Genomic DNA, 22,309 nt, shown 5'->3' with positions numbered 1-22,309 from the left:
GCACCACCGCGGTTCACGTCAGGTGGTCGAAGTCCCCCCGGACCCACGCCGCGTGGCGGTCGGCGGAGAACCGGACGACCTGTTTGGCGTCGACCGGGATCGCGCCGCCGAAGTTGCCGTACAGGCGGTCGTAGGGGAAGACGTCGAGGGCCTTGGCGACCCGGTCGACGACCGCGCCGGACAGCGGGATGCGGTTCGGGTAGGAGCGCATGAAGCTGACCGACGTGCGGTCGGGGTTCGCGAAGACGGTGTCGCCGGCGAGGATCACGCCCTTGCCCTCGGCACCGTCGGCCCAGTGCACGACCGCACTGCCCGGGAAGTGGCCGCCGGGCTGGATCAGCGTCACGCCGGGCAGCGGCTCGAGGGTGCCCGACCACGTCCGGATCACCGGGTCCTGGCGCGCGACCCACTCCGCGTCGGCCTCCGACACGTACACCGGTACGTCGCCGAGCCGCTTGCTCCACTCCACCTGTACGCCGTACATGTGCGGGTGGCTCGCGATGATCGCCTTCACCTCGCCGAGCGCCCGGACCGCCTCGACGGCCTCGTCGTCCAGGTAGCCGATCGGGTCCCACAGCAGGTTGCCCTCGCTGGTCGAGACCAGCATCGACTGCTGGCCGATCCCGGCGCCGGGCTCGGAGGTGATCCCGTGCAGGCCGGGTTCGACCTCCTTGATGTTCACCCGGTAGCCGGCCGCGGCCAGCTCCTCCAGGGTGGTCCAGTGCTGGCCGTCGGCCGGCACCCACTGCCGCTCGTCGGCGCAGATCGCGCAGACCTCGACCTGCTCGCTGTGCTCGACCGCGCAGGTCGCGCAGATCCAGAAACTCACCGTCGTCCCCTCTCTGGTCGTTCCCCGCCGGCTCCGGGCCGACTCTGCCGACACTAGAGCCGAAAAGGACGACCGAAGAGAGCCAATCGCGCGCAAACAACGCGGGCCAGTGAGACCGGTCACTGGCCGCGACACCACGGAGATCGATGTCACACGAAGGCGGCGAAGATCGGGCGCGGCACAGCGATAGCATCAGTTACGGTCTGGTTCCCTTCCGGACCGAGCCGATCGCGGCCCCTTCTAGCCCGGCCCCGTGCTGAGTCCCCGCCCCCGGAGTCGTCGCGTTCCCCGGCTCTCGGTCTGTCGTCCGATCGGAGGATCGGTTTGCCCAGCAAACCAGCCGGCACCCTGTACCGCGGCCGCGAGGGCATGTGGTCGTGGGTACTGCACCGGATCACCGGCGTCGGGATCTTCTTCTTCCTGCTGGTGCACGTGCTCGACACCGCGCTGGTCCGGGTCTCCCCGGAGGCGTACAACGAGGTGATCGGGACCTACAAGAACCCGGTCGTCGGCCTGATGGAGGTCGGACTGGTCGCCGCGATCCTGTTCCACGCCTTCAACGGCGTCCGGCTGATCCTGGTGGACTTCTGGGCCAAGGGCCCGCGCTACCAGCGCCAGCTGATGATCGGCGTGGGCGTCGTGTGGGTCGCGCTGTTCGTGCCGTTCGTGATCCGGCACCTGACCCACGTCTTCGGAGGCTGAGATGACCACTCCCGAGATCGCCCAGCCGCGCTCCTCGACCCGCTCCCGCTCGCTCAAGGGCGGCGGCCGCAACCGGTCCGGCCAGACGAACTTCGAGCTGTACGGCTGGCTGTTCATGCGGCTGTCCGGCCTGGCGCTGGTGGTGCTGGTGCTCGGCCACCTGTTCGTCAACCTGATGCTCGGCGACGGCATCAACGCGCTCGACTTCGGTTTCGTGGCCGGCAAGTGGGCCAACCCGCTGTGGCAGGTCTGGGACCTGCTGATGCTGTGGCTGGCGATGCTGCACGGCACCAACGGGATGCGCACGATCATCAACGACTACGCCGAGAAGGACCAGACCAGGTTCTGGTTGAAGTCCCTGCTGATCACCGCCTCCGTGGTGATCGTCGTGCTCGGCACCCTGGTCATCTTCACCTTCGATCCCTGCCTAGACCCGAACAGCACGCTGTCGGTCTGCAAGTAAGGACGTCTTCATATGCAGCGCCATCAGTACGACGTAGTGATCGTCGGCGCGGGCGGAGCGGGTATGCGCGCGGCCCTGGAGTCCAGCAAGCGGACCCGGACCGCCGTGCTCACCAAGCTCTACCCGACCCGGTCGCACACCGGCGCGGCCCAGGGCGGCATGTGCGCCGCGCTGGCCAACGTCGAGGAGGACAACTGGGAGTGGCACACCTTCGACACGGTCAAGGGTGGTGACTTCCTGGTCGACCAGGACGCCGCGGAGGTGATGTGCCGCGAGGCCGTCGACGCGGTCCTGGACCTGGAGAAGATGGGCCTGCCGTTCAACCGGACGGCCGAGGGCAAGATCGACCAGCGCTTCTTCGGCGGTCACACCCGCAACCACGGTGAGGCCGTCGTCCGGCGGTCCTGCTTCGCCGCGGACCGCACCGGCCACATGATCCTGCAGACGCTGTACCAGCAGTGCATCAAGCAGAACGTCGAGTTCTTCAACGAGTTCTACGTGCTCGACCTGCTGATGGTGGCCGGCAAGGCGACCGGTGTGGTCGCCTACGAGCTGGCCACCGGCGAGCTGCACATCTTCTCGGCCAAGTCGATCGTGTTCGCCTCCGGCGGCTTCGGCAAGGTCTTCCGGACCACCTCGAACGCGCACACCCTGACCGGCGACGGCATGGGCATCGTGTGGCGCAAGGGCCTGCCGCTGGAGGACATGGAGTTCTTCCAGTTCCACCCGACCGGCCTGGCCGGCCTCGGCGTACTGCTGTCGGAGGCCGCCCGCGGCGAGGGCGGCATCCTGCGCAACAAGGACAACGAGCGCTTCATGGAGCGCTACGCCCCGACCGTGAAGGACCTGGCCCCGCGCGACATGGTCGCCCGGGCGATGGCCAACGAGGTTCGTGAGGGCCGCGGCTGCGGTCCCGACGGCGCGTACGTGATGCTCGACCTGACCCACCTGGAGCCCGCGCACATCGACGCGAAGCTGCCGGACATCACCGAGTTCGCCCGGACCTATCTCGGCGTCGAGCCGTACACCGAGCAGATCCCGGTCTTCCCGACCGCGCACTACGCGATGGGCGGCATCCCGACCAACATCCGGGGCGAGGCGCTGGCCAACAACGACGACGTCATCCCCGGCCTGTACGCCGCCGGCGAGGTCGCCTGCGTGTCCGTGCACGGCGCCAACCGGCTGGGCACGAACTCGCTGCTCGACATCAACGTGTTCGGCCGCCGGGCCGGCATCGCGGCGGCGGAGTACGCCGAGACAGCCGAGTTCGAGGAGCTGCCGGAGCGGCCCGAGGAGTTCGTCGTCGAGCTGGTCGAGGGCCTGCGCAACGCCACCGGCAGCGAGCGGGTGGCCGCGATCCGGGCCGACTTGCAGGCCACGATGGACCTGAACGCGCAGGTGTACCGGACCGAGGGCTCGCTGAAGCAGGCACTGGTCGACATCGAGGCGCTGAAGAGCCGCTTCGCGAACGTCGCCGTCCAGGACAAGGGCAAGCGGTTCAACACCGACCTGCTCGAGGCGGTCGAGCTCGGCTTCCTGATCGACCTGGCCGAGGTGCTGGTGGTCTCGGCGCTGGAGCGCAAGGAGTCGCGCGGCGGGCACTTCCGCGAGGACTACGACAAGCGCGACGACGTGAACTTCATGCGGCACACGATGGCCTACCGCGAAGTCGATGCCGAGGGCAACGTCAACATCCGGCTGGACTACAAGCCGGTCGTCCAGACCCGCTACAAGCCGATGGAGCGCAAGTACTGATGGACGTCAAGGTCAAGATCCTGCGGTACAACCCGGAGGTCACCGAGGACGCCGAGTGGGTGACCTACGCGGTCACCCTGCAGCCGACCGACCGGGTCCTGGACGCGCTGCACAAGATCAAGTGGGAGCAGGACGGCACGCTGACGTTCCGGCGGTCCTGCGCGCACGGGGTCTGCGGGTCGGACGCGATGCGGATCAACGGCCGTAACCGGCTGGCCTGCAAGACGCTGATCAAGGACCTGAACCCGGACAGGGAGATCACCGTCGAGCCGATCAAGGGCCTGCCGGTGCTCAAGGACCTGGTCGTCGACATGGAGCCGTTCTTCGACGCCTACCGCTCGGTGATGCCGTTCCTGGTCACAGACGGCCACGAGCCGAGCCGGGAGCGGATCCAGTCCCAGGCCGACCGGGAGCGCTTCGACGACACCACCAAGTGCATCCTGTGCGCCGCCTGTACGACGTCCTGCCCGGTGTTCTGGTCCGACGGCCAGTACTTCGGCCCGCAGGCGATCGTCGGCGCGCACCGGTTCATCTTCGACAGCCGCGACGAGGGCACCGAGCAGCGGCTGGAGATCCTGAACGACAAGGAGGGCGTCTGGCGCTGCCGGACCACCTTCAACTGCACCGACGCCTGCCCGCGCGGCATCGAGGTCACCAAGGCGATCCAGGAGGTCAAGCGCGCGCTGATCTTCCGGCGCGTCTGAGCCCCGGCGTACCGAACGCCCCAGGTCCCCGGCGGGTCCTGGGGCGTTTTCGCGTCCGGGGGTTTGCGGCCGGCCCGAAGTGGAGACCATCTCCTGTCGGGTACAGACCGTCGCCCGCAGCAACTTGTTGGGAAAGGCATTTTCCCGTGCTCAGCACTCTCGAAGCTCCGCAACTCCCCGTCGACCAGCCGCCCGCGGCCCGCGCCGCGCTCTACGCGCTCGTCGACCGCCCCCGCCTCGGCTGGCTCCGGCTCACCCGGCGCGACCGCGCCGAAGCCGTCACCGCCGCTGTCGCCCTGGCCCTGTCGCTGACCGCGTTCGGCCTCGGCACGTTCCTCTGACCGATCTTCTTCGACGGCCCCCGGTTTTCCGGGGGCCGTCGTTTGCGTTCTGGCGGTGATCCAGGTCACAACCAGGTCCGGGTGCAACCAACCACCCACGCTCAGGAGTCGTTCGAGGCGTGAGTACGAGCCCGGGGAGGGTGGATGGCACAGGACGAGTCCCTGCGCGACCTGTACGACGGTTGCTACCGCCGGCTGGTCGCGCAGCTGTACGCGATCTGCGGCAATCTCGGCGAGGCCGAGGACGCCGTCCAGGAGGCGTTCGTGCGGGCGGTGGAGAAGCCGCGCCGGTTCGCCCAGGTGGACAACCCGGAGGCCTGGCTGCGCACCGTGGCGCTGAACGTGGTGCGGCGCCGGTTCCGCCGGCTGACTCGGTACCGCGGGCTGCTGAGGACGGCGGCCGCCTCGACGCCGGCTGACGCCGTACCGGGGCTGTCGCCTGATCACGTCACGCTCGTGGCGGCGCTGCGGCAGCTGCCGCTGGAGCAGCGCGAGGCGATCACGCTGCACCACATCGTCGACCTGCCGGTGCGGGAGGTGGCACTGCAGCTGGGCGTGCCGGAGGGCACGGTGAAGGCCCGGCTGGCGCGTGGGCGGGCCAGGCTCGCCCCGCTGGTTCGTGAATTCGCGGAGGATGTCGAGGAGGTCGACCATGTCTGACCTGAAGAACCTGTCGTGGTCGGTTCAGCAGACCGTCCAGCCGCCGCCGTTCGAACAGCTCGAGCGACGCGGTGTCCGCCGTCGGCGTCGGCGTCAGGCGCTTGCCGGCGCTGGTGTCGCGGCGGCCATGGTGGTCGCCGTACTGGTGACGCTGCTACCGCTCGGGGAGAAGGCCGGAACCGAGCAGGTGCCGCCGGTTGCGACTGTGCCCACTGCTCCGGCGCCGGGGTCGATCGAGCCGCTCGTGCCGCCGGAGCAGTCGGGGGATTCGGTGGTGCGGGCTCAGGATGCGGAGGTGCGCTCGATGATGTTCGCGACGCCCTCGCGCTGGGCGGCGGCCTGGGCTTCGTGCGCGACGGCTCCGTGCCAGTACGCCGCCGTGCTCAGCCGGGACGGGGCGAAGGTGATCGCGCCGGCTCGGCGAGCGCCGTACGCGACCTTGCAAGTCGGCGACGAGGCGATCGCGGTGGCGGGGCCGTCGGGCGAGGGGTTCTCGGCCGACGACCGTACGTGGGCTGACGCTGTGCTGGTCCGGCTGACCTCGAAGGGCAAGGTGGAAACGCCGCTGCAGTACGCGCCGCCCACCAGCACCTTCACCGCCGGGGAGATCCTCCTGGATCGGGTAGCCGTCGGCACCACCCTGCTGGTGCTGAACGTCGCGGACGCCACCCTGCGCAGGCTCGACGTGGCCGGGCTGGATCACCCGCGGTCGCCGGTTCGGGACGAGACCGGGCGATGGTGGGTGGTGGCCGGCGACGTCGTGAGCGGATCCCGCAGCGAGATCGCCTGGACCGACGACGGCCGGACCTGGAACCGGACACTGCTCGACCCGGCCAACCCGGGCAGCCGGATCGCGGTCAGCCCGGACGGCTCGACCGTGGTGGCGAGCTCCTGGGTGGATGGCGCCACCGCCGAGGCGATCGGGACGCTGAAGATGTCGACCGATCGCGGATCGACGTGGACGAGCGTCGCCGACCGGCCGTGGGCGCGCGGCGGCGGGCCGGTCGCGTTCAACGACGGGACCGCGGTGATGCTCGGGGTGTCGAAGCAAGGCCAGACAGCGCTGTACCGGCTGGCCGACGGGAAGGCGACGCAGTTGTCGCCCGGGCATCCCGGCCTGGAGGAACTCGCCGGCGACGGGAAGCTGCTCTACGGCCAGGTGCTGCGGGGTTCCGCGGTGACGAAGGTCGCGACGAGCGTCGACCGGGGTCTGCACTGGCGGGAGATCGAGCCCCGCTGAGTCTGCTGACGCTCAGGGGTGCATCCGCGACCCCTTGAGCACCTTGTCCACCGCGTTCTTCGGTCCGTGCAGGGCCAGCCCGACCAGATCGAGCTGGCCCTGCCCGACCGCCTTGACCGCCGCGCGGTTGTCGCGGTCGTTGCCAGTAGCAAACAAGTCCGCGGTGAAGATCGAGTGCGGAAGCTGCCGGCCGAGCACGCGGGTGTGGGAGGTCGCCATCTGCTCCTTGGACCCCTCGAACACCAGCACCGGTTGCCGGAACATCGGCAGGTACGTCGTACCGTCGGCATCCTCGTACGGCAGCCCGATCAACTCCGGCTGCGTCGCCGCAAGCCCGGACACCAGGAACGCCGTCACGTTCAACCGCTGCCAGGTCGCCAGATCGTCCCGCAGCAGCACAGCGATCTTGGTGTCGAATCTGATCTGTTCGTTCTCGTTCTCCACGCCGTCCATCGTCGCCGCCGCGCCACCCGCCGGTCTTGTACGTTCTTGACCTGTCGGACGCGGGAGCGCTCTCGGGTTTCAGCCGCCGGCTTTGTGGAGCAGCTCCAGGAGAGTTGCGCGCTCGGACCGGGACAGCGCGCCCACCGAGGCGGTCAGCACGGTGTCGAGGATCGGTTCGCCTGCCTTGCGGATGCGCTCACCCTCCGGGGTGAGCCGGTGCCGGACCGCGCGACCGGGCCCTTCCACCCGCTCGATCAGCCCGCGAGCAACCATCCGGGTGGCGAGCGAGCCCATCGACTGGTCGGTCTGGAAGGTGAGCTGAGCCAGCTCGTGCAGCGACGCGTCGGGGCGCTCGTGCAGGCGCCGCAGTACGTCCCACTGTGGCAACGACACCCCGAGCTGTGCGAGCGCCTTGCTCGCCTCGGTGTGATGCCGCCACTGCAGGCGCTTCACCGCGATGCCGACGTCCTGCACGGAGGCTTCCACCTGGGCATCGTAGCGGAGAAGTCTACCGTTGCTTATATAAGCTTCCTGATCTAAGGTTCCTTATATGACTCTCCTTTGCGCCGAGTACGGCGCCGGCCGGCCGATCCTGCTGCTGCACGGCGGAGGCGGACCGCAGACCGTCGACGCCTTCGGCGCCCGGCTCGCCGCGGCGTTGCCCGCACATGTCGTGGTACCGACTCATCCCGGCTTCGGCGGAACCACGCGGCCGGACGACCTGACCACCATCGCCGGACTCGCCCGCGGCTACGCCGACCTGCTGGACGAGCGCGGCCTGCACGACGTCCTTGTGATCGGCAGTTCGATCGGCGGCTGGATCGCGGCGGAGCTGGCCCTGCTCGGCTCGGCCCGCCTCGGCGGGCTCGTCCTGATCGATGCCGTCGGCATCGACGTCCCGGACCATCCCGCGGCGGACTTCTTCGCGCTGTCGTTCCCCGAGATCGCGGAACTCAGCTACCACGCACCCGACGCGTTCCGGATCGACCCCACGCAACTGTCACCGGCCGCGCGCGAGCAACTGGCCGCCAACCGTGCCGCCCTGGCGGTCTACGCCGGTGAGCCGTCCATGGTCGACCCGACGCTTCGGTCCCGGCTCGACGCCGTCACTGTGCCGACGCTGGTGATCTGGGGCGACAGCGACCGCATCGTCACACCGGACTACGGTCGCGCGTACGCCGAAGCCATCCCCGGCGCCGAGTTCCGCATCCTGCCGGACACCGGCCACCTCCCCCAGCTGGAGACTCCCGACCAGGTGATCGCCGCTCTGCGCACCTTCAGCAGTACGGCGGGTTCGAGGTGACCGCGGTGGCGACCCGGAGGTAGAGGTTGAACAGGCGGTAGAGGTGGAGCATGTCGCCTTCGGTGGTAACGGTGCGGTCGTCGGTCTTCTGTACGCCGGGGATCGCCTGGAGATGGGCGGCGACCGAGGCCGACTGCCAACGAACGGTCAGGCGGTGGGTCTCCGGCTGCGTGGGGATGCTCGGGAGATCCAGCAGGGCCTCGTGGACGGTTTGCTCGATGCCGGCTCGGGAATCGGCGACCGGGACCAGTTGGGCGGCGAAGCGGTCCTTGGCTTGTTTGACCGCATACGCGCGGATCCGCGCGTCCCAGGCGACCGCCTCCGCGCAGGCCGTGTTGTCGCCGGTGAGCGCAGCGACCGGGACCCCGAGCGCGCCCGCCGCCGCGTGCAGCATGCCAATCTCGCCCGTTTCCCGGTCGTCGAGCCAGATGTCCTCGATCTCGTGGCCCATGAAGCTGTGGCTGAGTACGCCGAGCACACCCGCGCGCGCGTGGAAACCGACGCACACCACCGCGTCGTACTCGGCGGTCAAACCCTCGATCATGCCCATCGGCTTGGGGCGGCCCTTGATCAGCAGGGCGCGGGGGTCCAGCAGGTCGGGCAGGAGGTTGCGCATCGGGCCGTGGGCGTCGTTGACCAGCACGAGCGAAGCGCCGGCGGCGTACGCGCCGCGGACTGCCGCGTTCACGTCCTCGGTCATCATGCCGCGACCACGTTCGTAGTCGCGGCCGGGCGGCTGGACGTCCTCGGCGTCGACCAGTCCGGTGACGCCCTCCATGTCCGCGCTGATGTAGACCTTCACCCGCAGCCGCCCCTCTCCGTCGCCGTCAGCAGGCAGCGTAATCTTCTGAAGGGTGAGCGCGAGTGCGCAGGTCAGGGCCTGGCGACCCGAACTGGACGGTGTCGTCGAGGTTCTGCACGCCTACTTCCCGTCGCACGCCTACCCGAGCCACACCCACGACGCCTGGACCGTGCTGCTCGTCGACGAGGGCGTGGTCCGGTACGACCTGGACCACCGCGAGCACGGGCTCACCCGGGCGCAGGTCTCGCTGCTGCCGCCCAACGTGCCGCACGACGGCCGTTCCGTCCGCCCGGAGGGCTTCCGCAAGCGGGTGCTCTACCTGGAGCCTGACCGGCTGGGCGAAGACCTGACCGGCGCCGCTGTCGACCAGCCGGAGCTGCTCGACCCGGTGCTCCGGCGACGCATCGAGCAGCTGCACGGCGTACTGGCTGTCGGTCAGGAGCCGCTGGAGGCCGAGAGCCGGCTCACCCTGATCGAGCAGCGCCTGCGGCAGCACCTGCGCCGCCAGGTCACGGCACCACCTCAGCGCCGCGACCCCGGAGTCGCCAGCCAGCTGCGGGAGGTGCTCGACGCACATCTGCCCGGTGGAATCACGCTGGACGAGGCGTCGAAGCTGGTGCACGCGCACCCGGCACACCTGGTCCGGGCGTTCAGCCGGGAGTACGGCATGCCCCCGCATCGGTACCTGACCGGCCGTAGGGTCGACCTGGCCCGCCGCTACCTGCTGGAGGGCCGTCCCGCCGCGGAGGTCGCCGGGCTGGCCGGCTTCTACGACCAGTCCCACCTGACCCGGCACTTCCGCCGGATGCTCGGCGTGACACCGAGCCGCTTCGTCAGACCGTGACGTCCTCGGTACGCCGTTCGCGGGACGCCTTGTAGGCGCGGACGCCCCAGGTCCCGAGCAGGGCGGCGATGAACAGGTTGACCACGATCAGCACCGTGTGGGCGACGTAGTACCCGGTCGGGCGGCCTTCGGTGGCGGCCAGGTTCTTGATGAAGGTCACATACGTGACGACGTTCCAGACCGCGATCGCGATCAGCACCAGGGCGTGCTTGCGTTCGAGTTTCACCTGTCCAGTGTGCACGTAGGGGGCGGCCGCGCCTCACCCGGCCGCCCCAAGCGAGGGGCGAGCTCTCTACGTGGGAACGACTGTTGTGCACGGCAAACGACTGCGGCAAGAGCCCGCAAGCTACCGGCGGGTCACCACAAGGGTTTACCTTTGCGCGAGATCGGTGCCGCCGCGGTCGACGGTGCGCAGCAGCTGGGTCCGGTTGGCCACCCCGAAGCGCCGGTAGAGCCGGGTGAGCTGCGACTCGACCGCCTTGACGCTCAGGTAGAGCGCGGCGGCGATCTCGCGGTTGGTGGAGCCGTCGCGGACCATCGCGACGATCTGCAGCTCGTTGTCGGTCAGCTCCGACGGCTGGCGGCTGCGGCTCGGGACGTCGAGGCGGGCCAGCTCGGTCTCGGCGACCTCCCGCCAGGCGGGTGCGCCGTACTGCTCGAACTGCTCGATCGCGTCCAGGAACGCCGTGCGCGCGACCGACCGGCGCCGCGCCTGCCGGGCGACCCGGCCGCGGGTCAGCTCGCAGCGCGCGAGGTCGAGCGGGTACACCTGGTCCCCCGCGGTCGCGATCGTCTTCTCCAGCAGGTCCAGCGCCGCCGCCGGATCGCCCTGCTTGGCGATCAGCAGCGCCTCCGACCGCGCCAGCCCGACCCGGACCACGTCGCGGTCCAGCGTGTCGGCCCGTTCGCGGATCTCCGCGATCAGCGCCGCCGCGTCGTCCAGCCGGCCGGACGCGACCAGCGCCTCGGCGTAGTCGGCGTGCCACGGGATCACCGCCGGGTCGTACGGCATCGCGGCCTCGCCCGAGTCCGCGATCGCGTCGAACGCCTCGACCGCCCGCTGCGGATCCCCGACCAGTACGCCGACCAGCCCGACCGCGGACAGCGCCGGGCCGGTCCACTCGTCGTTGCCGACCACCCGGACCGCTTCCAGCGACGCCTCGGCCATCTCGCGCGCCATCGCCGCCGTACCGCCGGCCCACTCGGCGCGGGCGGCGATCACCATGCCGACCTCGGGCTCGTCGCCCAGGTCCTGCATCAGCTGCAGACACTCGTGCCCGGCGGACAGCGCCTGGGCGCCGCGCCCGCTGCGCTCGTAGATCGCGGTCGCCGAGATCAGGATGCCGGCCAGCCAGCGCACCGCGCCGCCGTCGCGGACCTCGTCGACAAGCGTGCTGATGCCCTCGATCGCCGCCGCGGTGTTGCCGCGGAACAGCTCGCGCATCGCCGCCATCTGCCGCGCGTGAACGACGCTCTTCGTCAGCGGCAGCCCGATCGCCAGCTCGCCGGCCATGCCGAGCAGCCGGTCCGAGGCCTGCCCGCCACCGACCGCGACCTCGACCGGGTGAGCCGCGCTCAGCGCGTCGACCAGCACTTCGGTGTCGCCGCAACGACGGGCCAGCTCCTCGGCGATCCGCGCGTCCTCGCGGGCGTCGTCGAGCCGCCGGTCGAAGTACGCGCTGTGGCTGCGCAGGATCCGGACCTGCGCCTCGAGGCGGTCGTTGCCCTGGGCCGCATGGAAGGCCTCGGCGAGCAGCTCGATCCGCTGCTCGCGCTCCGACCAGGCCGCGTCGACGAGCAACAGCAGCGCCGGCACCTTGACCTCGGGCACGGTCGCGGCCTGTACGGCGAGCCGCGCCATCTCAGCCGACTCGACCAGGTGACCGGCAGCGGCAGCGTCGTCAGCGGCCCGGGTCAGTCGCCGGGCACGGTCGTCCGGCGCGTCGGCCGGAGTCCTGTCAGCGGCCAGGCGCCAGAGCGTCGCGGCGGCGCCCAGTGCTCCACGGGCGCCGGCGGTGGTTCCAGCCTCTTCCAGCGCGGCTGCGAGGTCCGCGTCGGCCTCCTGCGTCGCCAGGGCTCGGTGCGTGGCGTTCTCGACCGGTTCCTCGACGACCGCGGCCAGCCGGGCGTGCGCCTGCCGCCGCGCGGCGGACGTCGCCTCGGCGTACACGAACTCGCGCAGCAGCGGATGGCTGAAGCGCAGCCGGTCCGACGACACGTCGATCAGCCCCAGTCCTTCCGCCTCCGCGAGCTCCCCGTCGACCAGACGGCCCAGTGAAGCTGCCAGCTGAGCAGTGGTCGGGCGCGGCGAGGAGGCGGCGTGCAGGAGCAGCTCGTGTGTCGCTGGGCTGAGATCGGCCAGACGGTCGCCGAGCAGTGTCTTCAGGCGGCTCGACACGGGCAGCGGGTCGTTCGGCGAGACGCCCTGCGGGTGGCGCAGTACCGCGCGGCCAAGCTCAAGCGCCATGAACGGGTTGCCGCCGCTGGCGGTGTGAATGCGCCGGGCGGTCCGCACCGGGAGCGGACTGGACAGCCGGTTGCGCAGCAGCGCCAGTACGTCGGCCTCGGCCAGCGCCGGGACCTCCAGCTGCAGCACCGGCTCCGGGCACGCCTCGGCCATCACCGGGAGGTCGCCGTCGGCCACCTGCTCGGTCGCCAACATGTGCACGCCGTCCGTCAGCCGGCGAGCGCAGAAGGTCAGCACTTCGAGACTTGACGGGTCGACCCACTGGATGTCGTCCACGACGAGCAGCACCGGCCCGGACGCAGCCAGGCGCCGCAGGACGTGCAGTACGGCGAGGCGGACGGCCAGCTCGTCCCGGACGGTGTCCGGCGCGCTCGCCTTGAGCAGCGCGACCTCCAGCGGCTGGCGCAGGTGGTCGGGCAGCACCTGCCAGGCCAGCTCGAGCTGGTTGGACAGCAGATCCAGCAGCGTCACGTACGGCAGGCCGGCCTCGCTCTGGGACGGCGCGGCGCTCAGCACCCGCCAGCCGGAGCGGGCCCGGTCAGCGACGAGCGCCCGGCCGAGGGCGGACTTGCCGATCCCGGTCGGGCCGTAGAGCAGCACAGAGCCACTGGTCTCGAGCTGCGTCCGCGCGCGCTCGACCAGTCCGGCGCGCCCGACCAGCTCGTCGTCAGTCATCGATCCACATTCTCCCCGAAGGATTACATTCGCGGACATCACAGTCGAGTGCTACTGGACACGGCGAGTGTCACACATGGATATCTGGACGCCACCACTTCGTTACCCATCTGTTCACGCCTGATTTGGCCCACTGGTGCCAACGGCTCCGGCGTGTCGCCGGCCGTCGCGCCGGATTTCCCGCGCGCGGTCCGCCGGACGGGTCAGCTCAGGAAGGCCCGCAACAGCGCGGCGGTGCCGGCCAGGTGCTCGCGCATCGCGTGCCGGGCCGCCTCCGGATCGCCGGCCAGGATCGCCTCGACCACCGCCTGGTGCTGCTCGTCGGAGTGCACGATGTTGCGTTCGAGCAGCGGGATCGCGTCCAGCAGGTCGTTCAGGCGCATCCGGACGTCGGCGACCGCGGACGTCAGCGACGGCGAACCGCTGACCTCGGCGATCGCGAGGTGCAGCCGCGAGTCCATCCGCCGGTAGTCGGTCAGCTTGGCGGCCGCGGTGTCGGCCAGACACCGCGTGAGGTGATCGCGCTCCTCGGCTCCGAGCGACCGGTACGCCGCGGCGTCGGCCGCACCGACTTCCAGGGCCGAGCGAAGCACCAGAGCGTCTTCGAGCCCGTCGCCGAGCTCCCTGACCAGCTTCTTCGCACCGACGCGCTTGGGGCGAGGCAGGCGGGTGTTGACGAACGTCCCGCCGTACCGGCCGCGGCGGGACTCGACGTACCCGGCCTCGGTCAGCGCGCGGATCGCCTCCCGCAGCGTGACCCGCGAGACGTTCAGCCGGGCGGCCAGGTCGCGCTCGGACGGCAACCGCTCGCCGGGCCCGACCACGCCGAGCTTGATCGCCTGCAGCAGCCGCTCGACGGTCTCCTCGAACGGGTTCCCGGCCCGCACCGGCCGGAACAACGCCTCACCCGCCCGCGCCTCCTCGACCACGCCGCCGCCCTTCTTCCCCGTCCGACCTGTCACACCCTAAATCGCCACCCACCCGGACTTTGTGCACCGACCAGCGGTGGTCCGAGCCGTTTCGCGACCGGCCGGTGCACAAAGTCCGCGGTCAGAGGGGTGTCACATAAGCACCGGAGATCCCGCCGTCGACCAGGAACGTGTTGGCGGTCACGAACGACGAGTCGTCGGAGGCCAGGAAAGCGACCGCCGCGGCGATCTCCTCGGGCTCGCCGAACCGCCCCATCGGGACGTGCACGAGCCGCCGCTGCGCCCGCTCCGGGTCGGCCGCGAACAGCTCCTGCAGCAACGGCGTGTTCACCGGCCCGGGGCAGAGTGCGTTCACCCGGATCCCCTGCCGGGCGAACTCCACCCCCAGCTCGCGACTCATCGCCAGCACGCCGCCCTTCGACGCGGAGTACGAGATCTGCGACGTCGCCGCGCCCATCACCGCCACGAACGACGCGGTGTTGATGATCGACCCCTTGCCCTGGCGCTGCATGTACGGGATCGCCGCCTTGCAGCACAGGTACACCGACGTCAGGTTGACCTCCTGCACCTTGCGCCAGGCCTCCAGCCCGGTATCCAGGATCGACGCGTCCTCGGGCGGTGAGATGCCCGCGTTGTTGAAGGCGATGTCGACCGACCCGTAGGTGTCGAAGGCCTGCTGGAACAGGTTGTCCACCGCCAGCGCGTCGGTCACGTCGGTCGGCACGAACAACCCGCCCACCTCGTCGGCCGCGCGCTTGCCGGCGTCCGGGTCGAGGTCGCCGATCACCACCCGCGCGCCCTCGGCCGCCAGCCGGCGGACGCTGGCCAGCCCGATCCCGCTGGCGCCGCCGGTCACCACCGCGACCCGGCCCTCCAGGCGATGTGCTTTGACGTCGGTCATTCAGTCCTCCGTGCTGATGAAGATGTTCTTGGTCTCGGTGAACGCGGCCAGCGCGTCCGGGCCGAGCTCGCGGCCGAGCCCGGACTGCTTGAACCCGCCGAACGGCGTCGAGTAGCGCACCGACGAGTGCGAGTTGACCGACAGGTTGCCGGCCTCGATCCCGCGGCTGACCCGCAGCGCGCGGCCGACGTCCCGGGTCCAGATCGACCCGGACAGCCCGTACTGCGATTCGTTCGCGCGCCGGATCGCGTCGGCCTCGTCGTCGAACGGGACCACCACCACGACCGGCCCGAAGATCTCCTCGGTCAGCGCCGGCGAGTCGTCGGCGACCCCGGCGAGCACGGTCGGCGCGAACCAGTACCCCGGCCCGTCCGGCGCCGTCCCGCGAAACGCGACCGCGCCTTCGTCGACGTACGACGCGACCCGCGCCCGCTGCTGTGCCGAGATCAGCGGGCCCATCTCGGTCTGCTCGTCGTTCGGGTCGCCCACCCGGACGCCCTTCACCGCCGGCTCCAGCAGCTCCAGGAACCGGTCGTGCACCGATCGCTCGACCAGGATCCGTGACCGCGCGCAGCAGTCCTGCCCGGCGTTGTCGAACACCCCGTACGGCGCCTGGGCCGCGGCCTTGTCCAGATCGGCGTCGGCGAAGACCACGTTCGCGGACTTGCCGCCGAGCTCCAGCGTCACACGTTTCACCTGGTCGGCGCAGCCCGCCATGATCTGCTTGCCGACGCCGGTCGAGCCGGTGAACACGACCTTGCGCACGGCCGGGTGGGTGACGAAGCGCTGCCCGACCACCGTGCCGGCACCCGGCACGATCTCCAGCACGCCCGGCGGGAGGCCGGCCTCCAGCGCGAGCTCACCCAGCCGCATTGCGGTCAACGGGGTCAGCTCGGCCGGTTTCAGTACGACGGTGTTGCCGGCCGCGAGCGCCGGCGCGAATCCCCAGCCGGCGATCGGCATCGGGAAGTTCCACGGCACGATCACGCCGACCACGCCGAGCGGTTCGGCCACCGTCAGATCGATGCCTCCGGCAACGGGTATCTGCCGGCCGAAGAGCCGTTCGGGCGCGGCCGCGTAGTAGTGCAGCACGTCGCGCACGTTGCCGGCCTCCCAGCGGGCGTTGCCGATCGTGTGGCCGGCGTTCTCGACCTCGAGGGCGGCCAGGTTCTCCAGGTCGGCGTCGACCGCGTCGGCGAACCGGCGCAGCAACCGGCCGCGGTCGGCCGGAGCGACCGCCCGCCAGGTGCCGAACGCCTCGGCCGCGCGGGCGATCGCGGCGTCGGTCTGCTCGACGTCCGCGAGCTCGACCGTGCGCACCACCTTCTCGGTGGCCGGGTTGATCACGTCGTAGGTCACCGGGTTCTTCTCCTCAGCACTTCAGCGACCAGCGCGGTGAACAGCCGCAGGTCGTCGGGGTTCTCCTCGGGATGCCACTGCACGCCGAGCGCGAAGTCGTGACCGTCGACCTCGGCTGCCTCGACCGTGCCGTCGCCCGACCGCGCCGTCACCCGCAATCCCGGTGCAACGACGTCGAGAGCCTGATGGTGATAGCAGTGCACGGTCGTGCGGTCGCCGAACAGCCGCGCGGTCAGCGTGTCCGGGTCGATCTTCACGTCCGTGCGGCCGAAGATCGCTGGCGACGGGCGATGCTCGTCGTGGCCGACCGCTTCGGGCAGGTGTTGTTGCAGCGTGCCGCCCAGGGTGACGTTGAGCATCTGCAGGCCGCGGCAGATCGCGAGGAGCGGCAGATCCTGGTCGAGCGCCGCCCGGATCAGGACCGCTTCGTGCTCGTCGCGGCCGGGCCGGGTGTCCACGGTCTCGGAGTGCGGCACCGCGCCGTACGAGGTGGGGTCGACATCGCAGCCGCCCGCGATCACCAGCCCGTCCAGGATTTGGAGGATCGACGGGTCGGTGCCAACGGGTGGCAGCAGCAGCGGCACACCGCCGGCCGCGACCACGGCGTCCAGGTAGACGCGTGGCAACAGGGCGGCGTCGCGCTCCCAGACTCCCCAGATCGTCGGCTCGAGGTAGGTCGTGATGCCGATCCGTGGCTGGTGGTCAGAGCCGCTCGAAGCCACGGATGCGCTCCCAGTCGGTGACGGCGGCGTCGTACGCGTCGAGCTCCACCCGCGCCGCGTTGAGGTAGTGGTCGACCACCTCGTCGCCGAACGCCGTACGCGCGATCTTCGAGCCGCCGAACAACGCCGCGGCCTCGCGCAACGTGGTCGGCACGTGCGGTTTGTCGCTGGTATAGGCGTTGCCGGGCAGCGAGGGCTCCAGGTCGAGCTCGTTCTCGATGCCGTGCAGGCCGGAGGCGATCAGCGCGGCGACCGCGAGGTACGGGTTCACGTCGCCGCCGGGCAGGCGGTTCTCCACCCGCAGCGACTGGCCGTGGCCGACGACGCGCAGCGCGCAGGTGCGGTTGTCCAGGCCCCAGGCGACGGCGGTCGGAGCGAAGCTGCCAGGCTGGAAACGCTTGTAGGAGTTGATGTTCGGCGCGAGCAGGTAGGTGAGCTCGGGCAGACACGCGAGCTGGCCGGCGATGAACTGCTCCATCAGCCGGCTGAAGCCGTGCTCGCGATCCCCGGCCAGGACCGGTTCGCCGCCCGGGCCGCGAAAGCTCAGGTGGATGTGGCAGGAGTTGCCTTCACGTTCGTCGTACTTGGCCATGAAGGTCAGGCTCTTGCCGTGCTTGACCGCGATCTCCTTCGCACCGGTCTTGTAGATCGAGTGGTTGTCGCAGGTCGCCAGGGCCTCGTCGTACCGGAAGGCGATCTCCTGCTGGCCGAGGTTGCACTCGCCCTTGGCCGATTCGACGTACAGGCCAGCACCTTCCATCGAGTTGCGGATGTCGCGCAGCAGCGGCTCGATCCGCGCGGTGCCGAGCAGGGAGTAGTCGACGTTGTACTGGTTGGCGGGCTCGAGGTTCTGGTACGACTTGTTCCAGGCCTGCTCGAAGGTGTCGTTGAACACGATGAACTCGAGCTCGGTGCCGACGTACGCCGTGAGGCCGCGCTCGGCGAGACGGTCGAGCTGCGCCTTGAGGATCTGCCGCGGGCTGGCCGGCATCGGTTGGCCGTCGAGCCACTGGACGTCGCAGAGCACGAGCGCGGTGCCGTCCAGCCAGGGCAGCATCCGCAGTGTGTCCAGGTCAGGGGCCATCATCAGGTCGCCGTACCCGCGCTCCCACGACGACATCGCGTACCCGTCGACGGTGTTCATGTCGACATCGACGGCGAGCAGGTAGTTGCAGCCCTCGGTGCCGTGCTGCAGCACCTCCTCGACGAAGTACCGCGCCCCGCAGCGCTTGCCCTGCAGGCGGCCCTGCATGTCGGTCATCGCGACCAGGACGGTGTCCAGCTTGCCCTGCCCGACCAGGTCCCGCAGTTCCTGCACGGTCAGCTTGCCGGTTCTCTGCACCACGGTCGCTCCCGTCTATTGGTCTGCGGACAGTCCATTGACGCAAGGGACCGGGCGGATGTCAATGTGTCCGGTCCCTTGACAGCGGCGGTCCGCGCGAGGAACCTCGGGGCCATTCCTAGTGGTATGCCCGTAGACCATTGGAGCCACGATGAGCCGGAAGACCTCGCGCGTCGACTACCAGCAAGTGGGCAAGGAGTACCTGGAACAGCGCCAGTTGCGCCGCGGTGCGGCCGGCTGGGTGCTGCTGGCCGGGCTCGGCGTCGCCTACGTCATCTCCGGCGACTTCGCCGGCTGGAACTTCGGACTGGCCGAAGGCGGCTGGGGCGGTCTGCTGATCGCGACCGTGCTGATGGCCACGATGTACACCTGCATGGTGTTCGGGCTGGCCGAGCTGGCGTCGGCGATCCCGGTCGCGGGCGCGGGCTACGGCTTCGCCCGGCGCGCGCTCGGGCCGTTGGGCGGTTTCGCCACCGGGACCGCGATCCTGATCGAGTACGCCATCGCGCCGGCCGCGATCGCGACCTTCATCGGCGGGTACATCGAGGCGCTCGGGCTGTTCGGGCTGACGTCGAGCTGGCCGGTGTACCTGGCCTGCTACGTGATCTTCATCGGCATCCACCTGTACGGCGTCGGCGAGGCGCTGCGCCTCACACTGGCCATCACCGCGATCGCCGTCGTCGCGCTGATCGTCTTCGTGATCGCGATGATCCCGCAGTTCGACGCGGACAAGCTGTTCGACATCGTGCCGAACAACGCCGCCGGGGCGAACGAGTTCATCCCGTTCGGGTACGCCGGCGTGCTGGCCGCGCTCGTCTACGGGATCTGGTTCTTCCTGGCCGTCGAGGGCGTCCCACTGGCCGCCGAGGAAGCCCGCGACCCGCGCCGCGACATGCCGCGCGGCATCATCACCGCGATGGGCATCCTGCTCGTCTTCGCCGCCCTGATGCTGGTCTTCACCGCCGGCGGCGCCGGCTCGTCCGTGATCGCGGAGTCCGACAACCCGCTCCCCCTGGCCCTGCGCACTGCCCTCGGCGGTGACCCGTGGGTCGCGGACTTCGTCAACTACGTCGGCCTGGCGGGCCTGGTCGCCAGCTTCTTCTCCATCGTCTACGCCTACTCCCGCCAGCTCTTCGCGTTGTCCCGCGCCGGTTACCTCCCGCGCTTCCTGTCGGTCACCGGCAAACGCAAGACGCCGTACCTGGCCCTGGTCGTCCCGGGCGCCATCGGCTTCCTGCTTGCCGCCATCACCCAGGACGGCGCCCTGCTGATCAACATCGCGGTCTTCGGCGCGACGGTCTCCTACGTGCTGATGATGCTCGCCCACATCGTGCTCAGAGTCCGCGAACCCAACCTCGACCGCCCGTACCGAACCCCCGGCGGCGTCGTCACCACCGGCGTGGCCCTGGTCCTCGCCGTCACCGCCGTCATCGCCACCTTCTTCGTCGACGAAAAAGCCGCCGCGATCACGGCCGCGCTGTTCCTGGTCGCCCTCGCCTACTTCTGGTTCTACAGCCGCCACCACTTGGTCGCCTCAGCCCCGGAGGAGGAGTTCGCCGCCATCTCCCAGGCGGAGTCGGAGCTGTCGTGAGAAAAGGACATGACACGATGGGTATGAGAGACAGAAGTACGAAGTGAGGTAGCACATGGCTGAGGCGGGCGGGCGTCTGCGGCAGCACCAAGGCGGGCACACCGAGCATCGACCTGCGTAAGCTTCGGCCCGTGAACCGCGCGCTGATGATCCGCTGGCCGGCCGCCACCCACAGCCGGCCTTGACCGATCGCATGAACGTCGCCACATCCTGGGGCCGGATCATCAGCTGGCTGACCGCCCACCATCAAGCCACGGCTACTTTGATCAACCCACCGGCTACGGTCGTCGATCTTCGCTACCTCGAAGCCGCGATCAACCGTCCACTTCCTGCTGATCTGGTCGCATTGCTCAAGCTCGCAAACGGCACACAGCACCGCGCCGTCAGAGGCTCACTCATCCCGACCCGCTTCAACCTCGTTCCGGTGAAGGACATGCTGTCGACGCGGCAGATGCTGCAGAAGATCCAGCATCAAATCAGCGGGTCCGGCCCTTGGCCAGGCGACAGCGATCCGGCCGGGCGACCATCAACGGACTGGCTGGACACTTTCCTGCCGATCGCAGACGCAGGTGACGGTGCCTTCCTCTATATCGATCTACGCGACGGCGACCAGTCCGGATGCGTCTGGGAGTGGGACGCCGAGGGCGGCGGGGAATCAGCGCCCTGGTGGAACAGCGTCAGCGAGATGCTCGACGACGTCGCGGCCGCGTTCGTCGACGGCCGCCCAGCCCTCCAAATCTACTCAAGTGGAGCCGTTTGGCCGGCGCAGCGGCTCTCGCCGCAACTTCCAGAGATAGACGACGGCTACCTCCAGTGGTTTGCGGTGTAGGGCCGTCGCTCGCTGCAGACCAAGGACACGGCCGCCCGACACGATCGCCCCTGCCGGGCTTCGGGCACCGGATCGAGCACTCAGCGGCGGCCGCACTGCCGTTGCGACGCCGATCGCCGGCGCTCTACCGAGTACGAGAAGAATGTTGGCCCGTACGGACTTCGTCGAGTCTGATCCGCTCCATGGACACGATGCCATCGATGCACCAATCGCCTCCTTGCGCGCGACAACCGATTGAACGAGCTACTGGCTGGCCCGAGATCGTCGCAGCCGCCGGTCCGGGGTGCGAAGGCCAGGTCCCGTTCCCAAGGTGCGGGGTGCGGGGTGCGAGGTGCGGTGGCCGGGTGCCGATCCCACGGTGCGGGGCGCGGGGCGCGGGTTCGGGTCGGGAGATGCGGGAGCGACTGAGCGTGATCCGGTTGCCGGGCTAGTTGGTCGGCGGTACCAGGATGTTCGCCGCATCTTTCTGTAGGTCGGAGCCGCGCGGCTCATCCGGCAGCTGCAGGAGGCGATTGTGGTACCTGGGACTGCGGGCTCGTGTGGAAGCTCGCCCGCTTTTGGCGCCCGTTAGGGAGTGCTCGAGCGTTCAAATCCGTCGGGTGGGCTGGCGGAAGTCGACCTTGTCCTTCTCGACAGCAGGCCGAAGCTCGTGTAGCAACTGCTGAGGGTCCGGCAAGCCGGTAGTCGGCAGGTGCATGCCGTCGTCTACGAGCAGCCATGGCTGCCTGCGCCCGGGTACTCGGGCAGCATCCACTCGCACCGCTAAGCGATGCCCGGTGTCCATCACTGTGGTCATCTCACGGGGGTTTGTCCGGGTTGGCCCAGGCGGGTCGGTTGGGGTGGGATCGTCCTTGGTGGGTGGTGATGGTCCAGTGGCCTTGGTGGACGTCGATGTGGTGGGCCTTGCACAGCAAGACAAGATTGGTGATGTCGGTCGGGCCGCCGTCGGCCCAGTGGATCAGGTGGTGGGCTTCGCACATTGCGGGTGGGGCCTGGCAGATGATGCAGCCCCGGTCGCGGGCATTCAGGGCCTGGCGGATCGCGCGGGTGACGAAGCGGTGTTCGGTGCCCACATCGAGAGGCTCCGACGCTGACCCGAGCACCAGCGGAATGACGCCGGCGTCACAAGCCAAGCGGCGGATGGTTGCGGTGGACAGGGTGGCGCCGGAGGCGAGGGTGCCGACGCCGGTGCCGGCGGTCAGGTCGTTGAGGTCGATGGTGACGGTGATGTGGGGTTTGATGTCGCCGTGGGCGGGTGCCGCGGTGCCGGTGGCTGCGGCGGTGGTGAGGATGGTGGTGAGGGCGTCGGCTTGGCGTTTGCCGCGGCTGCGGGGGTCGCGGGTGCCGTCGGGGGCGAGGTGGGGTTTGGCGCCGGCGAAGATCAGGGTTTGCAGGAGTTCGGCGTGT

General features: G+C 69.8%; 23 protein-coding genes. 11 read left to right on the top strand and 12 right to left on the bottom strand.

Features of this window, described 5'->3' with window-relative positions; all coding sequences use genetic code 11:
* Positions 1-13: 13 nt before the first annotated feature.
* Complete coding sequence (locus BWI15_RS00570) at positions 14-829, bottom strand: MBL fold metallo-hydrolase (protein WP_077012257.1); 816 nt, start codon at positions 827-829, stop codon at positions 14-16.
* Between the two features lie 324 nt (positions 830-1,153).
* Here BWI15_RS00570 and sdhC point away from each other — a divergent pair, with 324 nt between their 5' ends.
* From sdhC to BWI15_RS00535, 7 genes are all read left to right on the top strand, one after another.
* A complete protein-coding gene (sdhC, locus tag BWI15_RS00565; protein WP_077012256.1) occupies positions 1,154-1,531 on the top strand; it encodes a succinate dehydrogenase, cytochrome b556 subunit in 378 nt (125 codons plus the stop codon).
* A 1-nt stretch (position 1,532) separates the two neighbouring features.
* Positions 1,533-1,994, top strand: coding sequence for a succinate dehydrogenase hydrophobic membrane anchor subunit (locus BWI15_RS00560; protein WP_077012255.1), 462 nt, complete (start codon positions 1,533-1,535; stop codon positions 1,992-1,994).
* Between the two features lie 12 nt (positions 1,995-2,006).
* Positions 2,007-3,749, top strand: a complete 1,743-nt coding sequence (gene sdhA / locus BWI15_RS00555) for a succinate dehydrogenase flavoprotein subunit (RefSeq protein WP_077012254.1) — start codon at positions 2,007-2,009, stop codon at positions 3,747-3,749.
* Complete coding sequence (locus BWI15_RS00550; protein ID WP_077012253.1) at positions 3,749-4,453, top strand: succinate dehydrogenase iron-sulfur subunit; 705 nt, start codon at positions 3,749-3,751, stop codon at positions 4,451-4,453. The genes sdhA and BWI15_RS00550 overlap by 1 nt, the downstream gene beginning before the upstream one ends.
* A 146-nt stretch (positions 4,454-4,599) precedes the next feature.
* Positions 4,600-4,794, top strand: a complete 195-nt coding sequence (locus tag BWI15_RS00545) for a hypothetical protein (RefSeq protein ID WP_077012252.1) — start codon at positions 4,600-4,602, stop codon at positions 4,792-4,794.
* A 144-nt stretch (positions 4,795-4,938) separates the two neighbouring features.
* On the top strand, positions 4,939-5,454 hold the full coding sequence (locus BWI15_RS00540) for an RNA polymerase sigma factor (RefSeq protein ID WP_077012251.1): 516 nt from the start codon (positions 4,939-4,941) through the stop codon (positions 5,452-5,454).
* On the top strand, positions 5,447-6,694 hold the full coding sequence (locus BWI15_RS00535) for a hypothetical protein (RefSeq protein ID WP_077012250.1): 1,248 nt from the start codon (positions 5,447-5,449) through the stop codon (positions 6,692-6,694). Before BWI15_RS00540 ends, BWI15_RS00535 begins: the two co-directional genes overlap by 8 nt.
* A gap of 12 nt (positions 6,695-6,706) precedes the next feature.
* Here BWI15_RS00535 and BWI15_RS00530 read toward each other — a convergent pair whose 3' ends face one another.
* Positions 6,707-7,138 (bottom strand): DUF2000 family protein, encoded by a 432-nt coding sequence (locus BWI15_RS00530; protein ID WP_441327521.1) that lies wholly within the window; start codon positions 7,136-7,138, stop codon positions 6,707-6,709.
* A gap of 78 nt (positions 7,139-7,216) precedes the next feature.
* A complete protein-coding gene (locus BWI15_RS00525) occupies positions 7,217-7,624 on the bottom strand; it encodes a MarR family winged helix-turn-helix transcriptional regulator (protein WP_077012248.1) in 408 nt (135 codons plus the stop codon).
* A 64-nt stretch (positions 7,625-7,688) separates the two neighbouring features.
* Here BWI15_RS00525 and BWI15_RS00520 point away from each other — a divergent pair, with 64 nt between their 5' ends.
* Positions 7,689-8,441, top strand: a complete 753-nt coding sequence (locus tag BWI15_RS00520; protein ID WP_077012247.1) for an alpha/beta fold hydrolase — start codon at positions 7,689-7,691, stop codon at positions 8,439-8,441.
* Here BWI15_RS00520 and BWI15_RS00515 read toward each other — a convergent pair.
* Entirely contained in the window at positions 8,416-9,243 is an 828-nt protein-coding gene (locus BWI15_RS00515) for a M55 family metallopeptidase (protein ID WP_077012246.1), read from the bottom strand. The two genes, BWI15_RS00520 and BWI15_RS00515, sit on opposite strands and share 26 nt — an antisense overlap.
* Positions 9,244-9,295: 52 nt before the next feature.
* Here BWI15_RS00515 and BWI15_RS00510 point away from each other — a divergent pair, with 52 nt between their 5' ends.
* Positions 9,296-10,087, top strand: coding sequence for a helix-turn-helix transcriptional regulator (locus tag BWI15_RS00510; RefSeq protein ID WP_077012245.1), 792 nt, complete (start codon positions 9,296-9,298; stop codon positions 10,085-10,087).
* Here BWI15_RS00510 and BWI15_RS00505 read toward each other — a convergent pair.
* From BWI15_RS00505 to BWI15_RS00475, 7 genes are all read right to left on the bottom strand, one after another.
* Positions 10,077-10,313: an SCO4848 family membrane protein gene (locus tag BWI15_RS00505; RefSeq protein WP_077012244.1), complete on the bottom strand. Its 237-nt coding sequence runs from the start codon at positions 10,311-10,313 to the stop codon at positions 10,077-10,079. The genes BWI15_RS00510 and BWI15_RS00505 overlap by 11 nt on opposite strands.
* 144 nt (positions 10,314-10,457) lie before the next feature.
* Positions 10,458-13,229, bottom strand: a complete 2,772-nt coding sequence (locus tag BWI15_RS00500) for a helix-turn-helix transcriptional regulator (protein WP_077012243.1) — start codon at positions 13,227-13,229, stop codon at positions 10,458-10,460.
* A gap of 203 nt (positions 13,230-13,432) precedes the next feature.
* A complete protein-coding gene (locus BWI15_RS00495; RefSeq protein ID WP_237771070.1) occupies positions 13,433-14,191 on the bottom strand; it encodes a FadR/GntR family transcriptional regulator in 759 nt (252 codons plus the stop codon).
* Positions 14,192-14,279: 88 nt separating this feature from the next.
* Positions 14,280-15,059 carry a 3-oxoacyl-ACP reductase gene (locus tag BWI15_RS00490; RefSeq protein WP_077012241.1) on the bottom strand — a complete coding sequence of 260 codons (780 nt, stop codon included), beginning with the start codon at positions 15,057-15,059 and terminating at the stop codon, positions 14,280-14,282.
* Positions 15,060-16,418: an aldehyde dehydrogenase family protein gene (locus BWI15_RS00485; RefSeq protein ID WP_077012240.1), complete on the bottom strand. Its 1,359-nt coding sequence runs from the start codon at positions 16,416-16,418 to the stop codon at positions 15,060-15,062.
* Entirely contained in the window at positions 16,415-17,140 is a 726-nt protein-coding gene (locus tag BWI15_RS00480; protein ID WP_077012239.1) for a gamma-glutamyl-gamma-aminobutyrate hydrolase family protein, read from the bottom strand. The genes BWI15_RS00485 and BWI15_RS00480 overlap by 4 nt, the downstream gene beginning before the upstream one ends.
* Positions 17,121-18,485, bottom strand: coding sequence for a glutamine synthetase family protein (locus BWI15_RS00475; RefSeq protein ID WP_077012238.1), 1,365 nt, complete (start codon positions 18,483-18,485; stop codon positions 17,121-17,123). Before BWI15_RS00475 ends, BWI15_RS00480 begins: the two co-directional genes overlap by 20 nt.
* A 148-nt stretch (positions 18,486-18,633) precedes the next feature.
* Here BWI15_RS00475 and eat point away from each other — a divergent pair, with 148 nt between their 5' ends.
* Entirely contained in the window at positions 18,634-20,073 is a 1,440-nt protein-coding gene (eat, locus tag BWI15_RS00470; RefSeq protein WP_077012237.1) for an ethanolamine permease, read from the top strand.
* A gap of 193 nt (positions 20,074-20,266) precedes the next feature.
* Positions 20,267-20,902, top strand: a complete 636-nt coding sequence (locus BWI15_RS00465) for an SMI1/KNR4 family protein (protein ID WP_077012236.1) — start codon at positions 20,267-20,269, stop codon at positions 20,900-20,902.
* 797 nt (positions 20,903-21,699) lie between these two features.
* Here BWI15_RS00465 and BWI15_RS00460 read toward each other — a convergent pair.
* The coding region (locus BWI15_RS00460; protein ID WP_143465351.1) for an HNH endonuclease signature motif containing protein at positions 21,700-22,309 on the bottom strand (610 nt) is incomplete at its 5' end.

This window comes from Kribbella sp. ALI-6-A, from assembly GCF_001984195.1.
In the GTDB taxonomy this organism is placed as follows: Bacteria; Actinomycetota; Actinomycetes; order Propionibacteriales; family Kribbellaceae; genus Kribbella.
This window is presented reverse-complemented; position numbering and strand designations above follow the sequence as displayed.

What these genes read in the sequence shown, in the direction of transcription:
- BWI15_RS00560 (WP_077012255.1), top strand. Translation starts at nt 1,533, where the DNA reads ATGACCACTCCCGAGATCGCCCAGCCGCGCTCCTCGACCCGCTCCCGC.
- BWI15_RS00535 (WP_077012250.1), top strand. Translation starts at nt 5,447, where the DNA reads ATGTCTGACCTGAAGAACCTGTCGTGGTCGGTTCAGCAGACCGTCCAG.
- sdhA (WP_077012254.1), top strand. Translation starts at nt 2,007, where the DNA reads ATGCAGCGCCATCAGTACGACGTAGTGATCGTCGGCGCGGGCGGAGCG.
- BWI15_RS00520 (WP_077012247.1), top strand. Translation starts at nt 7,689, where the DNA reads ATGACTCTCCTTTGCGCCGAGTACGGCGCCGGCCGGCCGATCCTGCTG.
- BWI15_RS00500 (WP_077012243.1), bottom strand. Translation starts at nt 13,229, where the DNA reads ATGACTGACGACGAGCTGGTCGGGCGCGCCGGACTGGTCGAGCGCGCG.
- BWI15_RS00465 (WP_077012236.1), top strand. Translation starts at nt 20,267, where the DNA reads ATGAACGTCGCCACATCCTGGGGCCGGATCATCAGCTGGCTGACCGCC.
- BWI15_RS00550 (WP_077012253.1), top strand. Translation starts at nt 3,749, where the DNA reads ATGGACGTCAAGGTCAAGATCCTGCGGTACAACCCGGAGGTCACCGAG.
- BWI15_RS00490 (WP_077012241.1), bottom strand. Translation starts at nt 15,059, where the DNA reads ATGACCGACGTCAAAGCACATCGCCTGGAGGGCCGGGTCGCGGTGGTG.
- eat (WP_077012237.1), top strand. Translation starts at nt 18,634, where the DNA reads ATGAGCCGGAAGACCTCGCGCGTCGACTACCAGCAAGTGGGCAAGGAG.
- BWI15_RS00540 (WP_077012251.1), top strand. Translation starts at nt 4,939, where the DNA reads ATGGCACAGGACGAGTCCCTGCGCGACCTGTACGACGGTTGCTACCGC.